Origin of the sequence: uncultured Lamprocystis sp. (assembly GCF_903933125.1) — a bacterium.
In the GTDB taxonomy this organism is placed as follows: Bacteria; Pseudomonadota; Gammaproteobacteria; order Chromatiales; family Chromatiaceae; genus Thiodictyon.
The window spans coordinates 1-20803 of record NZ_CAIZIZ010000579.1; the positions used below are offsets into that span (position 1 = coordinate 1).

Here is a 20803-nt window from a genome sequence, read left to right on the forward strand (position 1 = left end):
CCTGCGCGCGCTTTCTCAGTATCTGCCTTTCGACTCCTGGGATGACCTGTTTGACTTCATGCTGGAGGGTCTGCGGCCGGCTTCGCGCAAGCCCCGAAGCCGGCCAAATACGGGGTAGGGTCAAATTTGGAATTGCTGTCATGACCAAATTGAATGGCTTCTCCGACAACGACAACGATTGTATTCGTCGGTTAATCACTTTCTGACGCGTTAGCGTGCTTCTCTTCAGCCGCGTGCTGAACCAGCCGTCCCCAGCAGGGCCCGCGGCCCAGTGGGGCGGTGCGTTCGCGCAGCGTCGTCAGTGCGGCCTGGGGGTCGAAATCGGCGGTGGTGAAAGCCAATTCGGGCACCGAGGCCAGGCGTCGGTATTGAGTGCGGGCGTGATCGATCAAGGCGCTCTGGGCCTCCAGCAGGGCGGCGGTGATCGCCGCGGGCGGGGTCTGATAGAGGGTCATGAGGGTGACGCGGTCGCGGTGCAGGTGGGCTGCCGCGGCATCGACATCGCCGCGGCGGGCCAGGGCATCGCCGCCATAGGGGACCGGATGCGCCGTGGCGTGACCGGGCGAGTCGCCGATCAGCACCAGCAGGCGTCGGGTCCGGTCACCCCATTGGAGTTGGCCGGCCGCGATCAGGGCATCGGCCAGCGCGTCGACGAAATCCGCCCCCGGTGTCGCTTTGATCTGCCGGTTCAGCAACTCGCTCAGACGCTCCGGCGCGAGCGGCATCAGCAGGTGTGCGGGGCGGTTGTCGGGCAGGTGCAGCAGGTGGAAGCGGGGGACCAGATCGGCCGCGAAGACGCCGGGTGCCGGCGGCTCGTCCCCGAAGGCGATGACGGCGAGCCGGCAGTTCGGGCCGGGCTGCCCCAGTTGCCGGATCAGCTCGACCACGGACTCAACGATCGCACCCCACTGGTCCGGGCAGTTCAATAAAAAGGTGTCCAGGCCCGCGGGCGCGGCGTCCTGCGCCTCCTGCTGGTCCGCGGGCGCGCGATCGGTTTCCGCTGAGTTCTGCGCGTCGGCGGGACCCCGTGCGCGCGTGCGCTCGGCGATCCTGGAACACCTGGCGGTGGCATCGATCACCAGGCAGCAGTCCCAGGCTTCGTTCCCATGCGGTGGCGGAATCGGCGGCAGCGGACCGTAGATGGGCTCGATGGGCAGGAACAGGATCTGATGGCTGCCGGCGTGCAGCGCCGGTATCCCGTCCGTCTCGATCCGCAGGTCCAGGGACACCCGTTCGCCCGCCTGGGCGCGCACCTCGGCGCGCAACCGGCATGTGCCACCGACCGCGACCTCCAGATGGATGGCATCGGCGCCGGGGAGACACTCCAGATGCAAGTGGCAGCGGCCCTGTGCGTCTGGTGCGATTGCGACCGGTTCCGGGTTGCTGCCGCCCTCCGGGATCACGGTCAGGGTGATGGTCGCGGGCGATGCCGGCGTGGTGACCGGCCGGTGCGGGTCAATCGTGGACAGCGGATCGGATTCCATAGGCGATTCTCAGGCCGGAGCGGGGCTGCGCGCAGTCCGAAAAGGGTTGTTTATCGACCAGCCTCGTCGCGTCCTGAATCCGGGCGATCGGCGGTGTCGTGCCGGTCCAGACCCGGTTCTTGCGGCGCGTGGCCATCCTTCGCCTTGGGCAACGGTGCTTCGATCGCTGATCCGGTGGCCGCGGGCAGGAATGGCGCATCAGTCGCGTCCGGCCACGCGATCTGGAAGACGGGCGCTGCCGCCTGGTCTGTCGTGATCTTGACCCAGAGGCTGATCACGCCGAGCAGATTCAGCACCAACAGACTGGCCAGCAGCCAGGACCAGCGGTCGGCGAACCGGTGTGGTGCGCCGCCCTCCGGAACAGTCGCGGCCGGCGCTGCCAGCAGCCGATCGAGCCGGTCGAGCCGGTGCTCCAGCCGTCCCATGGTCGCCTCGATTCCGGGTCGGCGCAGCACGTTGAGCAAGAGACCGCGGTAATCCCCCGGCAGTCGGTACAGGTGCTCCAGGAAGGTTCCCAGGATGGACTGATCGGTGCGGGTGGCGGGGAGCAGAACGAAGGTGCCTGATGCCAGTGCGAGCGCGCGGTTGTCGAGCGGCAGCGGTGTCGGCTCGGCACCTGGATTGAGCAACAGGAATTGCGTGGATGGCGCGTAGCCGTCGCCGGGGATCACGGCGACGCGCAACTCAGTTGTCGTGTCGGTCTGTCTGGTTTGCGCAATCAGCCCGCCGCCAGCCGCGGCGACGCACTGACGCAGGGTCTCGCTGTCGACCGTGGACCCGTTCGGATCCAGCCGGGAGGTATCCAGCGGCGCTCTGCAAAACACCTGATACAAGGATGCCCCGGCCCCGTCCGTGCCCGGCCAGGCGTAGAGATGACAGTGCGCGGTCGCGCGGTCGCAGAAATAGGCGAGCCGTTCGTTCATTGCTCATCCGTTCATTGGTTCAAAATCGATCTGCATGTGGTGCCAGGCGCACGCGAGTGCCCGGGCCGCGGTTTCCGGGAGTGCGTCCCGCTCGGCGTCGATCAGGCCCAGGGCCGCTTGCCGGGTCGCTTCAGCCTCCTCAGGCGGCGGCTTGAACCGGCGGTCCGCACCCTGGCCCGATAGCGCTGTCTCCGCCAGCACGCTGCCGAGCAGTCCTTGCCACCACTGTTGATCCACGCGCAACCCGGCGATGGCTGGTTGATGGATGAGCCACCGGGCCAGGCCGCCGGCTTGACGGCGCGTCTGCGGCCGCAGGATGGCGGCGACATGGAACAGGGGCAGGATCGGTTGTCCGTTGGTCAGCAAGGCCCAATCGTAACAGGTGCTCGCCCCGGCGATGACCTGCCGCAGGTTGTTCCAGCCGTGCGCCATCAGGGGGCTGGTGGGTGCGCGTTGCGCCACGGGCAGCGCACGGATCGCTTGAGCGATCAGGAGTAGCGGATGCGTCTCGGCGCCGCGCTCCGCCCGGTTCGCGAGGCGCTGCCGCAGCGCGTCCAGCGCGTGGTTTTCCCCGGAGTCTCCCGCCAGCGCGGCGATGATCGCATCGACCCATGCGGCCTGGGCGCGGCGTGCCGCAATTCCGGGCTCCAACAGCTCGGAAACCGCGTCGCGCAGCCCGTCCAAGGTCGCGTCGGGCTGGCGCTCGGGCAGTCCTGACGCTTGCCACAGCCGTGCGGTCACGCTGTCCGCGCCCGCCGTGCGCACCAGCGACGCGACCAATTCAGCCAGGGCCTCCAGGCTGTCGCAGCGGGCGGCCAGGGCTTGGGACTGGTCCCACTGGAATGGGTGAATCCAGGGCCAATGAGTCGGGGACCGGCCGAGCAGACGGCAGTCGTCGGGGGTGAGGCGGCCGAGATCATCAAGCACCTGATGCCAGGTTTCCAGGGTGGTGTCCACTGCAACGGTCGGTTCGGCCGCGGTCCGGTGTCTGCGCCATTGGGGCGGTCGCTGCCAGGCCGCATCCGTGCGCAGTTCGGCGAAGCTCGGGCTGGTCATCCAGTGCATGGCGAGCGCGCGCCGGGCCTCTTGGTCCAAGGCGCGGTCGGCCGCGTGCCGCCAGTCCAGCCAGGCGTTGTGGCGGATGAGCAGTGCCGTGGTGGTCGCGGGCTCCTGCCGCATCAGTGCATCAAGATTCAGGATGGTCCAGCGGCCGGCGAGTCCATGCGCCAGCAGCCCGGCCGGGTCGGGGGTCTGCGCCAGTGCGTCGGTCGCGGTCCAGAAGCGGCGCTGCAGGTCTGCGGTCCGCGCCGGCCGCGTCCGGGCCAGGAGCCCGGCGAGGTCGAGGACGCGCTCCGGGAAGGCGGCGGCGTCGATGGTCTCGACTGCCCGCTCCAGGTCATCAGCCAGGGCTTCCAGGATGTGGGGCTGGTGCTGCAGGCGTGCGCTCAGACGGGTCGACAGGTCGGCCATGGTCAGCACTCGCGGGTGCGCGAGCAGTGCCTGGGCGAGGGCCGCCAACCGGGACGACGGCAGTGCGGCGAGGTCGTCGCCGAGCAGGGTCCGGATCAGCCCGGCCGACTGTTCCGCAGTGATCACCGGTGGCGTCAGGTCACCGAGTTCCAGCAGGCGGTCGCGCTTGCCCGGATCGGACGGATCCCACCAGGCCGCGAGGCCCGCATCGAGCGTCACCCCGCGTTCCTGAAAGGCGGTGGTCAGGACGTCCTGGAGGTGGCGTTCGCCCACGCTGCGGTCCTCATCGGCCCGCAGGATGAAGCGGATCAATGGGTCCTGTGGGAACCTGGCCCAATCCTGCGTGCGGAACAGTGCTGCCCAGGGCAGTTGAGCGGCGGCGCGGGCCTGATTGAGCAGATAGTTCGCGAACAGGCTGCCGCACTGTGCTTCGGTGCCGGCCAGGGCAACCGCCGTGTTGTAGGTCAGTGTCACCCAGTGGGTCTGCTCCGGTCCGGGCAGCGTGCCGGGGTCGGTCCAGAATTGATCGAAGCGTTCGCCGAAGGCCGTGAGGTGGGCGGGAAAGCGGCGGGCGCTGTCGAGCACGGCGCGGGCATAGTCGAGCAGTCCGGCTGCAGGTTCGGGTCCATCGCGCCGCTCACCCTGGGCATCGAGCAGCAGCGCCCGGCGCCTGGCCGCGGTCAGGGCCGCAACCGCCAGCTCCTCGGGGATCACCAGGAGGTCCGCCCGGTCCCCATTCCCGTCGCCGGTGGCTCGGGTTGTCTCCAGAAACCGCTGTGGGTTGCGGCTGAAGAGACGGATCCGACAGCGGCGGCGCAGTCGTCCAGGCAGCGCCCCGCGGGCGAAGGCGACGATGCGCGCCAGCGGGGCCGCGGCGGTGAAGTCGGTCAGCGGGACGGCCATGATCACCGGATAGCCCGTGACCATCCCGTGAAACAGATGAGCGATCAGGCTGACGGTGAGCCCCGGGTTCGTCAGGATCGGGTCCAGGGGTTCGGCGGTTGCCGGCGGCAGGGCAACGGCCGTGTCCGGCACCTGACTGAGAAAGGCCGCGTCGTTGCCGAGATAGAGCCCGGGATCGAAATCCGCCGCAAAGGCGGTCAATGGCCAGGCGCGGCCGTGCGCGAAGTAGGCCTCGCGGCGGTCGTACTTCCCGGCGGGACTCAGGCGACAGACAAAATAGTAGGGACCGCGGGGGAAGCAGGACCAGCCCGCCAGACGCTCCTGGAGCCGGCCCTGGTCGCCGGTGGTGGCATCGAGGGTCAGCCAATCGCGGATCGCGTGCAGCAGGTTGGGATCGGCTTGCAGCGGCGCGTCCGCGGCGATGAATTGTTCGCCCCGCCGGATCGGGGTGCCGGCCTCGCCGATGCCTTGATCGGTTTGGCCGCGGTAGACGTTGAGGCTGGTGGGGATCACGCGTTTACGTCCAGGTTCTGATCGGGGTTCTGATCGGCGCGCACATCCGGGCTCACATCAGGGCGTTCCCGTGCTCGCAGAGTGCCACGAGCAGCGGCAGTTCCACATGCACCGGGACCGGGGGCAGGCGCGCCGGGCGGTCGTCGGGGTTGGGGTAGGCGCGCTCCAGGGCGTCCAGGGCGTCGCCGTGGATCGCGCTGACCGGAATCAGCCAGGGCCGGTCGGCGCCGAAGCGCAGCAGGTTCGGGATGCCGGCGATCCCTGGCGACCGGGCCGCGGCAAAGGCGTCCAGCAGGCTGCGCGAGACCCGGCGCGCATTGGCCAGATAACGTGCGACGCCCCGACCGGTGCGGGTCTGTGCCAGGAAGGCCTCCGGTCGTTGCAGATAACCGGCAATCCAGGTGTCGCGCAAGGCGGTCAGGGCACAGCGGCGGTCGTCGGCCATGGTCAGGGCCAGGATGGTGCGCACCGGTGCCTTGAGCTTGAGGTGCCGGCGCATATCCTTGTAATTCTGTACCACGTCGTGGAATGACGCGATGATCTCGTCGCGCTCCCGTCGCGCCGCGGTGGACAGGTCAGCCGCGGGGAATGCGGCCCACAGCGGCAGACAGAATGCCAGCACCCGGGCTTCACGGTAGGCCTGCGCCCAGAGCCCGCGCTGCCGCGGGTCCTGGGCCTCGAAGAACTGCTCACCGGACCCATCGAAGAACTCGACCTCCAGTGCGGCACGTGACCGGCCAAGAAGACCGATGCGATACGGCAGGGTCAGCCGGTACCAGGGCTGATGGGCGGCCAGGGTGGTGGGAAGCCGGGTCCAGCTTTCATACTCCGCGTTGAAACGCTGGAGGTTAACGGTGCGCGCGCGCTCCTCGGGGTTCGCGGTCTTCACCAGTTCGATTCCGGCGTTATCGAGAAAGTAAGACAGCGCGCCGGCCCGCTGTGCGTGCTGGGTCCGGTACACCATCGCCTGGAACAGATAGCTCTTACCCACCCCCTTGCCGCCCAGGATACCGAGTTGCTGGACTCTGCGGTAGCGTCCGACTGGTTCCGGTTCGACATCGAAGACCTCCTCGCCCAGCAGAGTCCACGCGGTCGGTCGGGATGGGGGCTGGGCTTCACTCGCGGGCGGTCCGGTCCCGATCGGCGCTGCTGGGGAGGGCAGGTCGTCGAGACTGATCCAGGGGTCACCCGCATCCTCGACCACGTCGCCCCAATTGTCCTGTCGCCCGGTCATGTCAGTCGACAATCACGCGGATGACGATCCACTCGCGGTCCGCGAGGTAGCGTTCGATCCGCGGTGGCTGAACCTTCCATGCCCGGATGCCGTGTTTCACCCTGAATCCCTGATCCACCATGGCGCGGCGACCGGAGTCGACAGTTCCGGCGGGTAAGGCGTCGAAGAACGCGTTGATCGTCTGCCGCTTGAGCCCGTCGGTAGCGGCGCGCGCCGTCCCGCCCGGGATGGCGAAGGCGTACCAGATCTCGGCCGGCTGGGATCGATCGGTCAGTGGACCGGCCTTAGCCGAGTAAACGATCCGGATCTCGGCACGTGGGTCCGCGCCCTGGCCACGTGCTGCCGGCCCGTAGGCGGCACAGTCGATGCGATACTCGGCTGTCTTGCTTGCGGCCTTACCGATGCAGCCGTTGCGTCCGCCGGGCGGTAAACGTTTTGCTGTCGCCAGGTCGATGTCCCAGAGCGCCGCGATGTCGCTGGCCCGATAGTCCCTGCCATCGATCGCGAACAGGAACCGCTGCATCAGGTCAAGCACTCGTTGATCCGCGCCGCCGCTATCCTGGAGGCGGGCGTCGCGGGTTGGCGGCATGGCGCGAACCTGATCGGGGCCTGGGGCTTGCCTGAGGTCGAAGGAACCCAGGAGGGCTGGAGGCAGGATCAATGCCAGTGTTGTCAGGAATGTCAGCGGTGCGATGCGCGCGATCCAGACGCTGTCGGGGCGGATCCGGGCCAGGCGCGGCGTCAGGGACAGCACGGCGGCCAGGACCGCGGTCACCAGGGCGTGCAGTTGCGCGCTGGGCAGCCAGTGCGATGGCACCAGGGGTTGCACCAGGGTGCCGATGACGACGAGTGATGCGGCCAGGGCCAGCGATAAGGCCCAGAGACGCGGCCAGAACGGACCCGGCCGCCGACTGCCGATGCTGACGATGCTCCAGGCCAGGGCGGCTGAGCCTAGTGCGATCAGCCACAACCAGCGCGCGGGCAGCGCGGGAAGGCTGTAATCCGAGCGCAGCGCCGCGCTGTGCTGGACCGCCGCCAGCACGATCACGAGGGTCAGCAGGGAGCCAATCGAGAGCGTCGCGGCCGGCAGACCCAGGGTGCCGAGCCGCTCGATGAAGCTCCCCGGCGCCAGCGGTTCCGGGCACAGCGCGACGATCTGCGGATCACCCGCGACGGCCATCGCCTGATTCTCCCATGCGTCCAAACGTGGTCGACAAGGATTGTGGTACCCCCGGCCGTCCCGCTCGGTCATAATCCCGCCCTTTTTCACCAGGGGATATGCGATGTTCAAGAACGCCAGGATCTATCGTTTGGGGGCGCCGTTCGGCCATACTGCCGCGGCACTGGAGGAACTGCTGGGGACGCGCCGGTTCCGGCCGTGCGGGCCGGTGGAGACGGCGGTCATGGGCTGGTCCGCACCGCTGGGTGAGGAGACGGCGGCCTTGGTGCACGGGGTGGGCGGCTGTCTGCTGCTGTGCGCCCGCAAGCAGGAACGTCTGCTGCCGTCCGCGGCCGTGGCCGAGGCGGTGGATGAGCGCATTGCCGAGATCGAGACCGGCGAGGCGCGCGATGTCGGCCGCTCCGAGCGGCGGGCCTTGCGTGAGCAGGTGGTCGGGGAGATGCTGCCGCGCGCCTTCACCCGTTCGCGGCGCACCTGGCTCTATATCGACACCGAGGCTGATTGGCTGGTGGTTGACGCGGGGAGCGAGAAGCAGGCGGAAGAGGTCGTGTCCATGCTGCGCCAGACCCTGGAGACGCTGCCGGCCAAACCCCCGGCCCCGCGGCAGCCGCCCGCGGGGATTCTCACGGCTTGGCTGTTGGACGGCGGCGCTCCTGCCGATTTCGTCCCTGCCGATGCCTGTGAACTGCGCGACAGCGAGGACAGCGGCAGCGTGATCCGCTGCAAGGGTCAGGATCTTGGCAGTGAGGAGATTCTCAATCATCTGCGTGCCGGTATGCAGGTGGTGAAGCTGGCGCTGGAGTGGGACGAGCGACTGGCCTTTGTGCTGGCTGACGATCTGTCGCTCAAGCGTCTGCGGGTTGGCGATGCCTTGCTCGACGAACTCGACGACGGCGATGATCCGGCCGCGCGGCTGGACGCGGAATTCGCCCTGATGGCGTTGCAATTGCGGGAGTTGATCGCGCGTCTCGACACCTTGTTCGGTTTGATGGGTGACACCGCCCCGGCCGCCTGAGCCGCGGCTCACACCTGGTAGAAGTCCCGATACCAGGCGACGAAGCGGGCGACCCCATCGGCGACCGAGGTGTTGGGGTGATAGCCCGTATCGCGCACCAGTTCACTCACGTCGGCATAGGTGTCGGGCACATCCCCCGGCTGCAACGGCAACAAGTTCAGCTCGGCCTTGAGTCCCAGGCTTTGTTCCAGTAGGGCGATGTACTCCATCAATTCGACGGGGTTGTTATTGCCGATGTTGTAGAGACGAAAAGGCGCGCGGCTGCTGGCGGCGTCAGGCGCCTCGCCGGACCACTCGGGGTTGCCCTGGGGGACGCGATCCAGGACACGGATCACGCCTTCGACGATGTCGTCGATGTAGGTGAAATCCCGGCGATGCTTGCCATAGTTGAAGACGTCGATGGGTTCGCCGGCGATGATCGCACGGGTGAATTTGAAGAGGGCCATATCCGGCCGGCCCCAGGGACCGTAGACGGTGAAGAAGCGTAAACCGGTTGTCGGTAAGCCGTACAGATGGCTGTAGGTGTGCGCCATCAACTCGTTGGCTTTCTTGCTTGCGGCATACAGACTCACCGGATGGTCGACATTGTGTCTGACCGAAAAGGGCATCTTGGTATTAGCCCCGTAGACGGACGAGCTGGAGGCGTAGACCAGGTGCTCAACGCCGGTATGACGACAGCCCTCGAGGACATTCGCGAACCCGACCAGATTGGTCGCGACATAGGCCATCGGGTTCTCGATCGAATAGCGCACGCCGGCTTGCGCGGCAAGATTCACCACCCGTTCCGGCCGATGGGTCGCGAAGACCTCACGCATCAGGGCGCTGTCCTCGATATCGATGCGGAGATCCGTGTAGGCCGGGTGATCCAGGGTGCGGGCCAGCCGCGCTTCCTTGAGGGCGACATCATAATAATCATTGAGGTTGTCGACCCCGATGACCTGATCGCCGCGCTCCAGCAGCCGCAAGGCCAGGTTGGAGCCGATAAAACCGGCGCTGCCGGTGATCAAGACTTTCATCGATTCAGCCTCACCGCCGCCCGTCCACCTGCTCCCTGGAGACGAGTTGCTTCATGTTTTATGGAGTCCGGCCACGATCACGCACTGTTCCGGGACGCGATCCGGTCGGCGATGCGTGCCCCGTTGATATCGAAGCCGACAGTCGCGCAGCGTTTTCCGAACGCGACTGCCAGGCGGCGCGGTCCGACATCGCCGGGACCCACCACGCCGCCGCGCACGCTGTGCTTGGTTTCCAGGATCATCGCCGCTTGCTCCCGCGCCGGCATGGGGAACCGAATTCACCTGTCGCCTGATATCTTAACAGTGCGTCGACCCCATTGCGACCACGGCGCTTGCCGTCCCGGCGAAGGCTTGACTTGGGTGCCGCGCCGTCTGTGATAGGATGCTGGAGCCTGAAACCGCGTCGTCGCCGAGTGTGCGCGTGGGGGTCGCCGCACAGTGGGTCGCGTTAACTCGGTGGGCGAAGGGGTGTATAGATATAGGATAAGAACGTGTCGAGAACTTACGTCTACCTCGGCGTTTTTGAGGCGATCGTTTTTTTTCTGGCGTCCCAGTTCGGCGCCTTTTTTCGGTTCGGATGGGTGCTTCCGCCCAATGTCTCGCCCGCTTCCTGGGTTGCCACCGGTCTTTTTTTCGCCGTCGGCATGAGCGTGGCCATGCTTTCCATGGGGCTTTACCAGCGCGGCGCCCAAGAAGCGGAGGCGGGCTTCGGCGTTCGGTTGGGTCTGGCCTTCGTGTTGGGGTTGGTACTGCTGGCCGTCGGCTTCTACGCGGTGCCGGTGCTATTCATGGGACGCGGCGTTGTCGGGCTGAGTCTGGCTTTTTCATTCATCGGTATCAGTCTGGTGCGTGCATTGTTCGCGCGTCAGGTCGACGTTGAGTCGCGTCGGCGTCGCGTGCTGGTGCTGGGTGCCGGCGTCAACGCGCACGCGATTGCCGACGCGTTGGAGCATGGCAAGAACCAGGGTTTTCTGGTGGTGGGCTACGTCCAGCTGCCGCGCAGCCAGGTGACAGTCGACCACGCCACATTGCTGCCCGCGGATCGATCGTTGCTGGAATTGGCCATGGCGTATTCAGTCGATGAAATTGTGGTGGCCGCCGACGATCAGCGGGGTAAGCTGCCGGTCGATGAATTGGTCGATTGTAAGTTGAGCGGATTCGAGGTGCTGGATCTGCTGTCATTTTTCGAGAAAGAGCTTCATCTCATCAAGATCAACCTGCTTTATCCCAGCTGGATCTTTTTCTCGACCAATGGGTTCCGGATGAGTTTGGGAGGTCGACTGACCAAACGACTGTTCGATGTGACGGCGGCGCTCGTGATGCTGAGCGTCGCCTTCCCACTGATGCTGCTGGTCACCATCGCCAGTCTCATCGAGTCACGCGGGCGGGATCCGATCCTGTATCACCAGGTGCGCGTCGGGCAGCATGGCCGGCTCTTCCATGTCCATAAGTTCCGCAGTATGCGGGTTGACGCGGAGGCCGACGGGGTCGCGCGCTGGGCGGCCAAGAACGATGCGCGTATTACCGCGCTCGGCTCATTCATTCGCAAGACGCGGTTGGATGAACTGCCGCAGATCTTCAATGTCTTCAAGGGTGAGATGAGTCTGGTCGGGCCGCGCCCCGAACGTCCCGAATTCGTGCAGGAATTATCGGCCAGCATTCCGTATTACGCGGAGCGTCATCGGGTCAAGCCCGGAGTCACCGGCTGGGCACAGCTCCTCGTCACTTACGGGTCCGATGCGGAAGATGCCAGACGCAAGCTCGAATACGACCTCTACTATGTCAAACACGCCGGCCTGATCCTCGATTTGGTCATCCTGTTGCAAACGGTCGAGGTTGTGTTGTTCAGCAAAGGTGCGCGCTGATTGGCATGACCACCAGCCTGATCGGCGTACTGGGGTACGGACTCTGCGCGTTGCTCTTCACGCTGCTCGGTCTGGTCTTGCTCACTGGCTGGCGTGGCCGACTACAGGGCGGACTCCTGGTTTTCGCCGTCTTCACCAGTGCCCTGTGGGCGGGATTCCTCGCCTGGCAGGCGACCTCCTACACCTTGCCGATTGAATGGATCTGGATCTGCGAGGCATTCCGCAACCTGGCCTGGGTTCTGTTTTTAATCCGGTTGCTGGAGGTGCAGGCCGCCGGCCATAGCGCGCGCACGCGGCTGCTGCGGCGGGTGCGATTCGGCGCGCTGATGGTCACGCTGCTGCTGGTGTTGCCGCTGAATGGGTTCGGGGCCTGGGTACGGCCCTGGATTGGCGTCGAGCCCGGCGTGATGCGGCTGGTCTTCGCGTTGTTGATCGCGGTAGCCGGTCTGGTACTCATCGAGCAGGTTTTCCGTAATACGCCCTGGCAGCATCGCTGGGGGATCAAGTACCTTTGTCTGGGTGTTGGGGGGCTCTTCGCGTTCGACTTCTTTTTTTTCGCCGATGCCTTGCTGTTTCAGCGCCTGGATCAGGAAATCTGGCTTGCCCGCGGCGCGGCCAGCGTGTTGGCCGCACCGCTGATCGGTATTTCGGCGGCGCGGAATCCGCAGTGGTCGTTCGATCTTTTAGTTTCGCGCACGGCTGTTTTCCATTCCACGGCCTTGTTCGCGGCCGGTGTCTATTTGCTCGTTATGGCCCTCGTCGGCTATTACATCCGCTATTACGGCGGCGCGTGGAGCGCCGCCATTCAGATGGCATTTTTCTTTGGTGCGGGGATGGTCCTGGTCGTGCTGCTGTTCTCGGGACACCTGCGGTCGCGGCTCAAGGTATTCGTCAGCAAGCATTTTTTCACGCACCGGTATGACTATCGGGAGGAGTGGCTGCGGCTGATCGATGTGTTATCCGGCAGGGCGCTTCAGGCGACGTTGCCGCAGCGGGTGGTCTTTGCGCTCGCTGAACTTGTCGATAGTCCCGGCGGTGTGCTTTGGCTGCGCAACGACGGTGGGCGGTACGAACACGCGCGGGCCTGGAACCTGGCGGAGGCGACGGTGGACAAAGGCACCGATATGACTCAACTGGCAGCGTTTCTGGAGCAGCGTCATGCGGTGATCAATCTCGGGGCGTTGCGTCGTGATCCCGATGCCTATGACGGATTCGAGGTACCGGCCGGGCTGCTCGCGGACGAGCGGTTGTGGCTGATCGTGCCGCTGCAGCACGACGACGCCCTGCTGGGCTTCGTCATTCTGGTGCGTCCGCGCGCCCCGCAGGTCGTCAACTGGGAGGTCATGGATATGCTGACGACTGCCGGGCGTCAGGCGTCGAGTTACCTGGCGCTCGATCGCGCCGCCCGTGCGCTAGCGGTTGCGCGTCAATTCGAGGGTTTCAACCGGTTGTCCGCGTTCGTGGTCCATGATCTCAAGAACCTGATTGCGCAGCTTTCGCTGGTCGTGAAAAATGCCGAGCGCCACCGCCAGAACCCGGCCTTCGTGGACGACGCGATCGATACCATCAAGCATTCAGTGGATAAGATGAGTCGGCTGCTGGCGCAACTCCGCGACCAGCAGCAGCGCGCCGCGGGCTCCCAAGTGGACCTGCGATTGGTGGTGACGGAGGTGGTCCGCGCGCGTGCGGTCCAGCATCCGGTGCCGGTGCTGGACATGGCGGTGCAGATCCCATTGAACATCTGCGTCGACCCTGACCGTTTGACGTCGGTCATCTCCCACGTGGTGCAGAACGCACAGGAGGCCACCTCGCGGGAGGGTCGCGTGGTGGTGCGACTCCAGCAGTCCGGCGCCGCGGCGGTCATCGAAGTCTGCGACGACGGTGTCGGGATGGATGCCGACTTTGTCCGGGAGCGACTGTTCACGCCGTTCGATTCGACCAAGGGACTCACCGGCATGGGCATCGGCGCCTATGAAGCGCGTGAATTCATCGTTTCGATCGGTGGGCAGGTCTTCGTGGAAAGCGCACCCGGACATGGTACCGTGTTCCGGATCCTGGTTCCGGCCGAGGGGGTCGAGGCGCAGGCCGAGTTTGCCGTTTCAGCGGGTTGAACGATGGACGAAATGAACAGCCGGTTGTTGATCGTCGAAGACGATCTTGGACTGCGGGTCCAGTTGCGTTGGATCTTCGAGCGTTTTGAGATTGCCGTCGCGGGTGACCGGGAGGGCGCGCTCGCGGAGGTGCGGCGTTTTGAACCGGGGGTGGTGATGCTCGATCTCGGGCTGCCGCCGGATCCCGCCGGGGTCAGTGAGGGCTACCGCACCTTGGCGGAGATTCTGACGATCGCCCCGACCATCAAGGTGATCGTGGTCACCGGTCATAATGATCGCGGCAACGCGGTCCGTGCCATTGGCATGGGTGCCTACGACTTTTACGAGAAACCGATCGATCCGGAAATTCTGGCGCTCATGGTGGGGCGCGCCGGCCGTCTGAATTGGCTGGAAGCGGAGAACCGCAAACTGTCTTCAGCGGCCTCGACCTCCCCGTTTCGCGAGTTGATCGCGGTCAGCCCCGAGATGCTCAAGGTCTGCCGCACGGTCGAGAAATTGGGACCGACCGATGCCACGACCCTGATCCTGGGCGAGAGCGGTACGGGTAAGGAAATCCTGGTGCGGATACTGCATTCGCTGAGCGACCGTACTGATAAGAAATTGGTGGCGATCAACTGCGCGGCCATCCCCGAGAACCTGCTGGAAAGCGAGTTGTTCGGGTACGAGAAGGGCGCCTTTACCGGGGCCGTCAAGAGCACGCCGGGCAAAATTGAGCTTGCCGAAGGCGGGCTCTTGTTCCTTGATGAAATTGGTGACCTCCCGTTGGCCCTGCAGTGTAAGCTTCTGCGGTTTCTCCAGGAGCGGGTCATCGAGCGGGTCGGCGGACGGCGGGAGATTCCGGTGGACGTGCGCGTCGTGTGTGCGACTCATCAGGACCTGTTGGCACTGATCAAAGAGGGCCGCTTCCGTGAAGACCTCTACTACCGCATCAACGAGACCAGTATTGTGGTACCACCGCTACGTGCCCGCGGCGGTGATGCCGTGGTGCTGGCGCGCGCGTTTCTGCGCCGTTTTGCCATGCAGCACAAGCGGCCTATCCGGGGTTTCACCGCCAACGCGTTACGCCTGATTGAACAATATTCCTGGCCGGGCAATGTCCGGGAACTGGAGAACCGGATCAAGCGTGCCGTGATCATGGCCGACGGGACTGAACTCAGCCCCGAGGATCTGGATCTCGACGACACGCTGGCCCCCCAGGAGCCATTCAATCTGCGCGAGATCCGGGATCGCGCCGAGCAGCGGGCGATCCAGCGGGCCATGATCATCACGGAGAACAACATTTCACGCACCGCCGATCTTTTGGGCGTGACCCGTCCGACACTTTACAATCTGATGAAGAAACATGACTTGTCCTGCTGAACCCGTACGCTTGAGAGAGGTGACTGGCATGGCTTTGAGAAAATTGACCGTGCGTCGCCTGGCGGCGGCGCTGGCGCTGGTGGTGGGCTTGGCCGGCAGCGCATCCGCGGCCGCCGAGTCCACGGACAAGGCCCGTGTTTTTTTCGAGAAAGGTGACCTGCGATCAGCCACCATCGAGCTGAAGAACAGGTTACAGAAAGACCCGAATGATGCCGCCGCCCGCCTCTTGTTGGCGCAGATCTATCTGCAAGTCGGCAATGGCGCGGCCGCGGAGAAGGAACTGCGCAGCGCGAGCGAACTGGGGGCGGATGCGTCCTTGTGGCGGCTCGAATTGGTTGCGGCTCTGATCGCCCAGGCAAAATATGACGAGGCCCTGGCGCGTTTGGATGCCGCCGTCGACTTATCCGCCGCTGATCGGGTGCGCGCCTTGATTCTGCGTGGTGATGCCGCGCTGGGGCAGGACAAACCCGAAGTTGCGCGTGCCGGCTATCGCCAGGCCTTGGCCCTGGACCCCAACAGCGAGTTGGCCGGTCTGGGACTGCTGCGGGTCGCGCTCAAGGAGGGTGACCAGGCGGCGACGGTCAGCGCCGCGGATGACTTCCTGCGGCAGTTTCCCGACAACCCCGAAGCCTTGCTGATCCGGGCCGAGTCCTATCGCATCGCGGGAGACAACGCGGCCGCCCTGGCTTTGTTCGACCGGGTGCTGGCCGTCGATCCGCGGCGTTTGGCAGCCCGCCTGGGTCGGGCCACGGCATTGATCGGTATGCAGCAGTTGGACGAGGCGCGCAAGGAGTTGGCCGCGGCCGACGCGTTGCAACCGGACGTCCCGCTGACGCGCTATCTGCGCGGTGTCATCCAATTTCAGGAACGCGACTGGAAACATGCGGGCGAGTCGTTCGATCAGGTCCTGTCCGCCATCCCCGGTCACCTGCAGAGCCAGTTGCTGCTCGGCATCATTCGCTACAGTGAAGGCGAACTGGAGACCGCCGACGAGTATCTGAGTAACGTCGTCAAGGCGACGCCGGGCAATCTCCAGGCCCGTAAGGTGCTGGCGGCGACGCGCATCAAGCAGCGCGAGCCGGAGCGCGCGATTCAGATCCTGGAGCCCGTCGCTCAGGATGGGGACCCGCAAACCCTCGCTTTGCTGGGCAGCGCTTATATGCTGCAGGGGGATCAGGAGCGGGGACAGGAATGGCTCAACCGGGCCGTCGAAAAAGCTCCGGACGTGGCTGCGCTGCGCACGCAACTGGCGTTGTCCCTGCTGGCCGGCGGCGAGACCGGCAAGGCCATCGATGCATTGCAATCAGCGGTCGACTTGGGCCAGGACATCCTGCAAGCGGATGTGTTGCTGGTGCTTGCCCATCTGAAGAAACAGGAGTACGAGCAGGCGTTGGAGGCCAGCAAGCGCCTCGAGCAGCGGCGGGCCGAGTCGCCGATCGCCTACAACCTGACCGGTCTCGCGTACCTGGCCAAGGGGGATCTGCCGAGTGCCCGTGAGCGTTTCGAAAAGGCCCTGGCGGTGGACTCCGCATTCCTCACCGCCGAAATCAATCTGGCGCGGATCGATGTCGCGAACAAGGATCTCGACGCCGCGGCGCGGCGCTATGATCAGGTGCTCAAGGCCGATCCACAGCACCTGGGCGCCATGATGGGCCAGGCCGCCCTGGCCGAGCTGCGCAACGATCCGGACGCCCTGGTGGCCGCCCTGGAGCGCGCCAAGGAGGCCAATCCGGCCGCGGCCCAACCCGGGCTCCTCCTGGCCCGTTTCCACATGACCCAAGGAGACTATCTCAAGGCCCTGGCCGTGGCCAGCGAACTGAGTGCCCGCTTCCCTGACGACCAAGCGGTGCTCCTGATGCTGGCGCGCGCCCAGACCCTGGGTGATCAGGTTCCCAATGCGATCCGTTCATTCGACCTGCTGCTCCAAAAAAACCCGAACGACCCGCAGCTCCATTACCTCGCGGGCGGGGCGCGCTGGAAAGGACAAGACCAGTCCGGTGCACAGAAGGCGTTTCGGCAAGCGCTGGCGCTCAAGCCCGATTTCGTGGATGCCAAGGTGGCGCTGGCCTCGGTGTCGCTGGAGGCCGGCGATACCGAGGCGGCGCTGCAGACCGCCAGGGACCTGCAGCAGGCCCTCCCGGAGGGGGCGGTCGGCTATCGGATCGAAGGCAGCGTCCAGGTTGCCAGGCGCGACCCCAAGGCCGCGGTTGCGGCATTCAAGACGGCGTTTGCGTACGAAAAGACGAGCCTGGGAGCGCGGCAACTCGCCGACGTCATGAGTCAAACCGGCGATACCGCCGGCGCCGTGGCGCTGCTCGACGAGTGGGTTAAAGCCAACCCCGATGACCTGGATGTCCAGGCGACGCTGGGGCTCTTACTGCAGCAGGCGGGGCGTGCGCAGGATGCCATCGCGATCTATGAGTCCGTGGTGGCGAAGACGCCCGAGAAGAATGCGCTGCTGCTGAACAATCTTGCCTGGCTCTACTACGCCCAGGGTGATACGCGGGCGCAGGCCACCGCTAAGGAGGCCTACGATCTGGCGCCGAGCCGACCGGAGATCGCCGACACCTATGGCTGGATCCTGTACAACGCGGGCCGTAAGGAGGATGGGTTGTCGATCCTGCAACAGGCTTACCTGGCGTTCCCGACCCAAACCGAGATCGGCTATCACGTGGCCGTCGCCCTCGAGAGTCTGGGACGCAACGACGAGGCGATCGGCGTGCTGCGCAAGGTGTTGCGTGACAACCCCAACTCGGCGCAGGCCGCGGATGCGGCGGCGTTGCTCAAGAAACTGGGTGGTTGATCCGTGGCCCCCGCGCGCCACGATTAAGTGCGGTCCGGACAGGATGCCGAGGTTCCGGGCCAGGGGCGTAGCGCCAGACAGGCACTGCCGTAAGCTGCCTCCTGGTGCTCGGCCATGACCACCGGGACCCCCAGGGCGCGTTCTCGCAATGCGGTCCAGGCGGGGTTGGCGGCGCCGCCGCCGATGCTGATCACTCGCCGCGGCGGCGGTGCACCCAGTTCGCGCAGCAGCCGATACCCGTCGGCCTCGATGGCGGCCATCCCCTCCAACAGGCCGTGCAGGAAGCGTCCGCGATCCGCCGGGCGTGGTGCGAGCCGGGGTGCCAGCGTCGGATCATAGCGGGGAAAGCGCTCGCCGGGACCGGGCAGGGGATAATAATCGAGACCGCTGGTGCGGGTGGTGTCGAGCTGTGCCGACAAGGTGCGGATCTCGTCCAGGCTGAAGTGCTGCAAGAGGACGGCCCCGCCGCTGTTGGACGCCCCACCCACCAGCCAACTGTCGCCGAAGCGGTGGCTGTAGACGCCGTGTCGGGCCGAGTCGATCGGTTGCGGCGAGAGCAGTTTGAGAACCAGGGTGGAACCCAGGCAGCTCACCGCATCGCCGGGTTGTCCGACGCCGGCGGCGATCACTGCCGCGGTGCTGTCGGTGGTCCCCGCGCAGATCACGGTCGCTGATGACAAGCCCAGGGCGTCCGCCAGGGCGGGATCCAGGGTACCGATCGGGTGTCCGGGCGCAACTACCTTCGGCAGGCGGACGCGTGTCGGCAGGCACGTGCGGACCCACTCCGGCCACAGCAGACCGGTCGCATCGAAGCCCAACTTCAGCGCGTTATTCCAGTCGCTGCGGCCGCAGCGGCCGGCGAGCCGTCCGCTCACCCAGTCCGCCTGATGCAGGGCCAGGAGGTCGTATGGTCCGGTGTGCTCCGCTGCCAGGTGGATCAGCTTCGCCAGGCTCGAGGTCGGCCCGCGTGCCGGACTCTGCGCCGGTGCTGCCCGGTCGATCACCGCGGCGGCCGTGATCGCGCGGCGATCGTTATACATCAGGGCCGGACCCAGCGGCGTGCCGTCGAGGGCGGCAAGCAACAGGGAGGCGGAGGTTCCGTCCACCGCCAGGCCCGCGCTGCGGCGACCGGGCAGCTGGGCGGCCAGCGCACGCAGGACGCGGCACACGGCCGCCCACCAGATCGCGGGATCCTGTTGCGACCAGCCCGGCGCGGGGCGCTCCGGCGGCGGCAACGCCACGCGGGCGTCCGCCAGCGTCACGCCGCGGGCGTCCACCGCCACTGCCCGGCAGCCCGAGGTACCGAGGTCGATACCGATCCAATAAGGCAGCGATTCACTTATTTCTTGTACTGCTATTTCCGGTAGGGTCATTTCTTGTGCGGTCATTTGACGCGGCGCTTTCATTGCATTGTCGTCCGACGCGCCGGGGCGGACCGGGTACAATCGACAGTCTTCGGGCGACTGTCCCAAACCGCTCCCGACGCCACCCCGCGTCCGGACCCTGCAAGGGAAATCCCCATGGATACGAACCTTACCCATCTCGTCGGCGTCGACACCCAGCATGCCGTGCAGATCGCGCCGCGCGTCTGGTGGGTTGGGCATGTGCTGGACGACGATGTCTTTCAGTGCCATGTGTATCTGCTCGAACAGGGAGACCAATCGGTGCTGTTCGACCCCGGTTCGCGCTTGACCTTTGCCGGGACCATGCGCAAGGTCGAAGAGGTGATCCCGTTCACCAATATCCGCTATTTCGTCTGCCACCATCAAGATCGACAAGCTGCGCCACCTGGACTGCGGTATCTATCTGTTTGCTAAGGAAAATACAGACTTCGTCAAGCTCTCGCGGCTGAACCGGACACTGCGCGAAATCACCCAGACCATGCTCCTGTACCGCGATTTTCGCGACATCGCCGATCAGCTTTTCCAGGTCGTGCAGAGCAACCTCCCGGCCGACCGGATCGACTATTACGCCCTGATCGACGGCGATCAGGTCCTCACCCTGTCCCACGAAACCCGCTTCTCCGGTTTCGTCGGCGATGCCCCGCCTGATGTGACGCGCATCCTGGGCAAGAGCCGGGAGGACTGGGCGCAAGCCCATGAGGATGACCCCTTGATGGCGGGGCACCGGTTGCACGCGGAGGCCTTTTGCAGTCTCCATGACCGCGACGCGAGCGCCCCGGTGGCGGCGGTGATGGTGGATGTCGACCACTTCAAGCGCGTCAACGATACCCACGGTCACGGCGTGGGGGACGAGGTCCTGAAGCAGGTGGCCGAAGTCCTGCGCAACGGCGTGCGGGAGGCCGACATCCCGGTGCGCTACGGCGGCGAGGAGTTCATCTTGTTTCTGGTGGGGGCCACCTCCGTCGGTGCCGCCGAGTACGCGGAGCGTATTCGCAGCGCTATTGAGTGTCATCCTTTCGCCCTGGGGCCGGGGTTGTCCTTGAGCGTCACGGTCAGCATCGGCGTTGCCGAACGCCGCCAGCATGAACCGCTCGACGGGCTGATCCGGCGGGCCGATGAGGCGCTTTACCGCGCCAAACAAGGCGGACGCAATCGCGTGGAGTTCGCCGACGGTCGGGCTGGCCACCAAGGCGTTTGATGGGCGAAGGCGGTGCATGCTCGTGCTTCGTCGTGCACCGGAAGCGAGCGGTCAGCGGCTGGCGGCTTCCTCCGTCGAACGACAGGGTCGTCTGCCCGCTCACTGGAAGCGCAGTGATCAGCAATTCCAAATTTGGGCGGCACCGCGCGACCTCTGGTGGATGCGGCGCGCGCGACCGCCGTGCCGAGTCCCCGAGACCGAGCGGCACGCCTTATCCACCCTACAACGGAGCCGGTTTCGTAGGGTGGATAAGCGCAGCGCATCCACCATCGGCCTCGCTGCCGACACGCTGTTGGCGGCGGCCACCCAAATTTGGAACTGCTGCG

The 20803-nt window shown here is 65.7% G+C and carries 15 protein-coding genes and 1 pseudogene; 8 read left to right on the top strand and 8 right to left on the bottom strand.

Annotation, left to right across the window (positions count from 1 at the left end; genetic code table 11):
- Positions 1–191 precede the first annotated feature (191 nt).
- From QZY03_RS31390 to QZY03_RS31410, 5 genes are read right to left on the bottom strand one after another with little or no spacing between them, the layout of a single operon-like run.
- Positions 192–1484 (bottom strand): hypothetical protein, encoded by a 1293-nt coding sequence (locus QZY03_RS31390; RefSeq protein WP_295588278.1) that lies wholly within the window; start codon positions 1482–1484, stop codon positions 192–194.
- Between the two features lie 50 nt (positions 1485–1534).
- Positions 1535–2407 (bottom strand): hypothetical protein, encoded by an 873-nt coding sequence (locus QZY03_RS31395; protein WP_295588280.1) that lies wholly within the window; start codon positions 2405–2407, stop codon positions 1535–1537.
- A 3-nt stretch (positions 2408–2410) separates the two neighbouring features.
- Positions 2411–5293: a hypothetical protein gene (locus QZY03_RS31400; protein WP_295588283.1), complete on the bottom strand. Its 2883-nt coding sequence runs from the start codon at positions 5291–5293 to the stop codon at positions 2411–2413.
- A 52-nt stretch (positions 5294–5345) separates the two neighbouring features.
- A complete protein-coding gene (locus tag QZY03_RS31405; protein WP_295588284.1) occupies positions 5346–6527 on the bottom strand; it encodes a hypothetical protein in 1182 nt (393 codons plus the stop codon).
- A gap of 1 nt (position 6528) precedes the next feature.
- Positions 6529–7707: a hypothetical protein gene (locus tag QZY03_RS31410; RefSeq protein ID WP_295588286.1), complete on the bottom strand. Its 1179-nt coding sequence runs from the start codon at positions 7705–7707 to the stop codon at positions 6529–6531.
- Positions 7708–7810: 103 nt separating this feature from the next.
- On the opposite strand from QZY03_RS31410, the gene QZY03_RS31415 reads away from it, so the two are divergent.
- Positions 7811–8722, top strand: coding sequence for a recombination-associated protein RdgC (locus QZY03_RS31415; protein WP_295588289.1), 912 nt, complete (start codon positions 7811–7813; stop codon positions 8720–8722).
- An 8-nt stretch (positions 8723–8730) separates the two neighbouring features.
- Here QZY03_RS31415 and QZY03_RS31420 read toward each other — a convergent pair whose 3' ends face one another.
- Positions 8731–9738 (bottom strand): NAD-dependent epimerase, encoded by a 1008-nt coding sequence (locus QZY03_RS31420; protein ID WP_295588291.1) that lies wholly within the window; start codon positions 9736–9738, stop codon positions 8731–8733.
- A gap of 77 nt (positions 9739–9815) precedes the next feature.
- On the bottom strand, positions 9816–9980 hold the full coding sequence (locus QZY03_RS31425) for a hypothetical protein (protein WP_295588293.1): 165 nt from the start codon (positions 9978–9980) through the stop codon (positions 9816–9818).
- Between the two features lie 249 nt (positions 9981–10229).
- On the opposite strand from QZY03_RS31425, the gene QZY03_RS31430 reads away from it, so the two are divergent.
- The 4 genes from QZY03_RS31430 to prsT are packed head-to-tail and all read left to right on the top strand — an operon-like array spanning position 10230 to position 17876.
- Positions 10230–11603, top strand: coding sequence for a TIGR03013 family XrtA/PEP-CTERM system glycosyltransferase (locus QZY03_RS31430; protein ID WP_295588296.1), 1374 nt, complete (start codon positions 10230–10232; stop codon positions 11601–11603).
- A gap of 5 nt (positions 11604–11608) precedes the next feature.
- Entirely contained in the window at positions 11609–13714 is a 2106-nt protein-coding gene (gene prsK / locus QZY03_RS31435) for an XrtA/PEP-CTERM system histidine kinase PrsK (RefSeq protein ID WP_295588298.1), read from the top strand.
- Positions 13715–13726: 12 nt separating this feature from the next.
- Positions 13727–15073 (top strand): PEP-CTERM-box response regulator transcription factor, encoded by a 1347-nt coding sequence (gene prsR, locus QZY03_RS31440; protein ID WP_295588300.1) that lies wholly within the window; start codon positions 13727–13729, stop codon positions 15071–15073.
- Positions 15074–15101: 28 nt separating this feature from the next.
- The gene (prsT, locus tag QZY03_RS31445) at positions 15102–17876 is read left to right on the top strand and encodes an XrtA/PEP-CTERM system TPR-repeat protein PrsT (RefSeq protein WP_295588303.1); all 2775 of its coding nucleotides are present in this window, start codon (positions 15102–15104) and stop codon (positions 17874–17876) included.
- Between the two features lie 23 nt (positions 17877–17899).
- On the opposite strand, the gene QZY03_RS31450 is transcribed toward prsT, so the two are convergent.
- Complete coding sequence (locus QZY03_RS31450) at positions 17900–19264, bottom strand: FGGY-family carbohydrate kinase (RefSeq protein WP_295588306.1); 1365 nt, start codon at positions 19262–19264, stop codon at positions 17900–17902.
- A 132-nt stretch (positions 19265–19396) separates the two neighbouring features.
- On the opposite strand from QZY03_RS31450, the gene QZY03_RS31455 reads away from it, so the two are divergent.
- From QZY03_RS31455 to QZY03_RS31465, 3 genes and pseudogenes are all read left to right on the top strand, one after another.
- Positions 19397–19693: a hypothetical protein gene (locus tag QZY03_RS31455; RefSeq protein WP_295588309.1), complete on the top strand. Its 297-nt coding sequence runs from the start codon at positions 19397–19399 to the stop codon at positions 19691–19693.
- Between the two features lie 64 nt (positions 19694–19757).
- Positions 19758–20477, top strand: coding sequence for a GGDEF domain-containing protein (locus QZY03_RS31460; protein ID WP_295588312.1), 720 nt, complete (start codon positions 19758–19760; stop codon positions 20475–20477).
- 16 nt (positions 20478–20493) lie between these two features.
- A pseudogene (locus tag QZY03_RS31465) lies at positions 20494–20803 on the top strand (hypothetical protein); the annotation flags it as partial.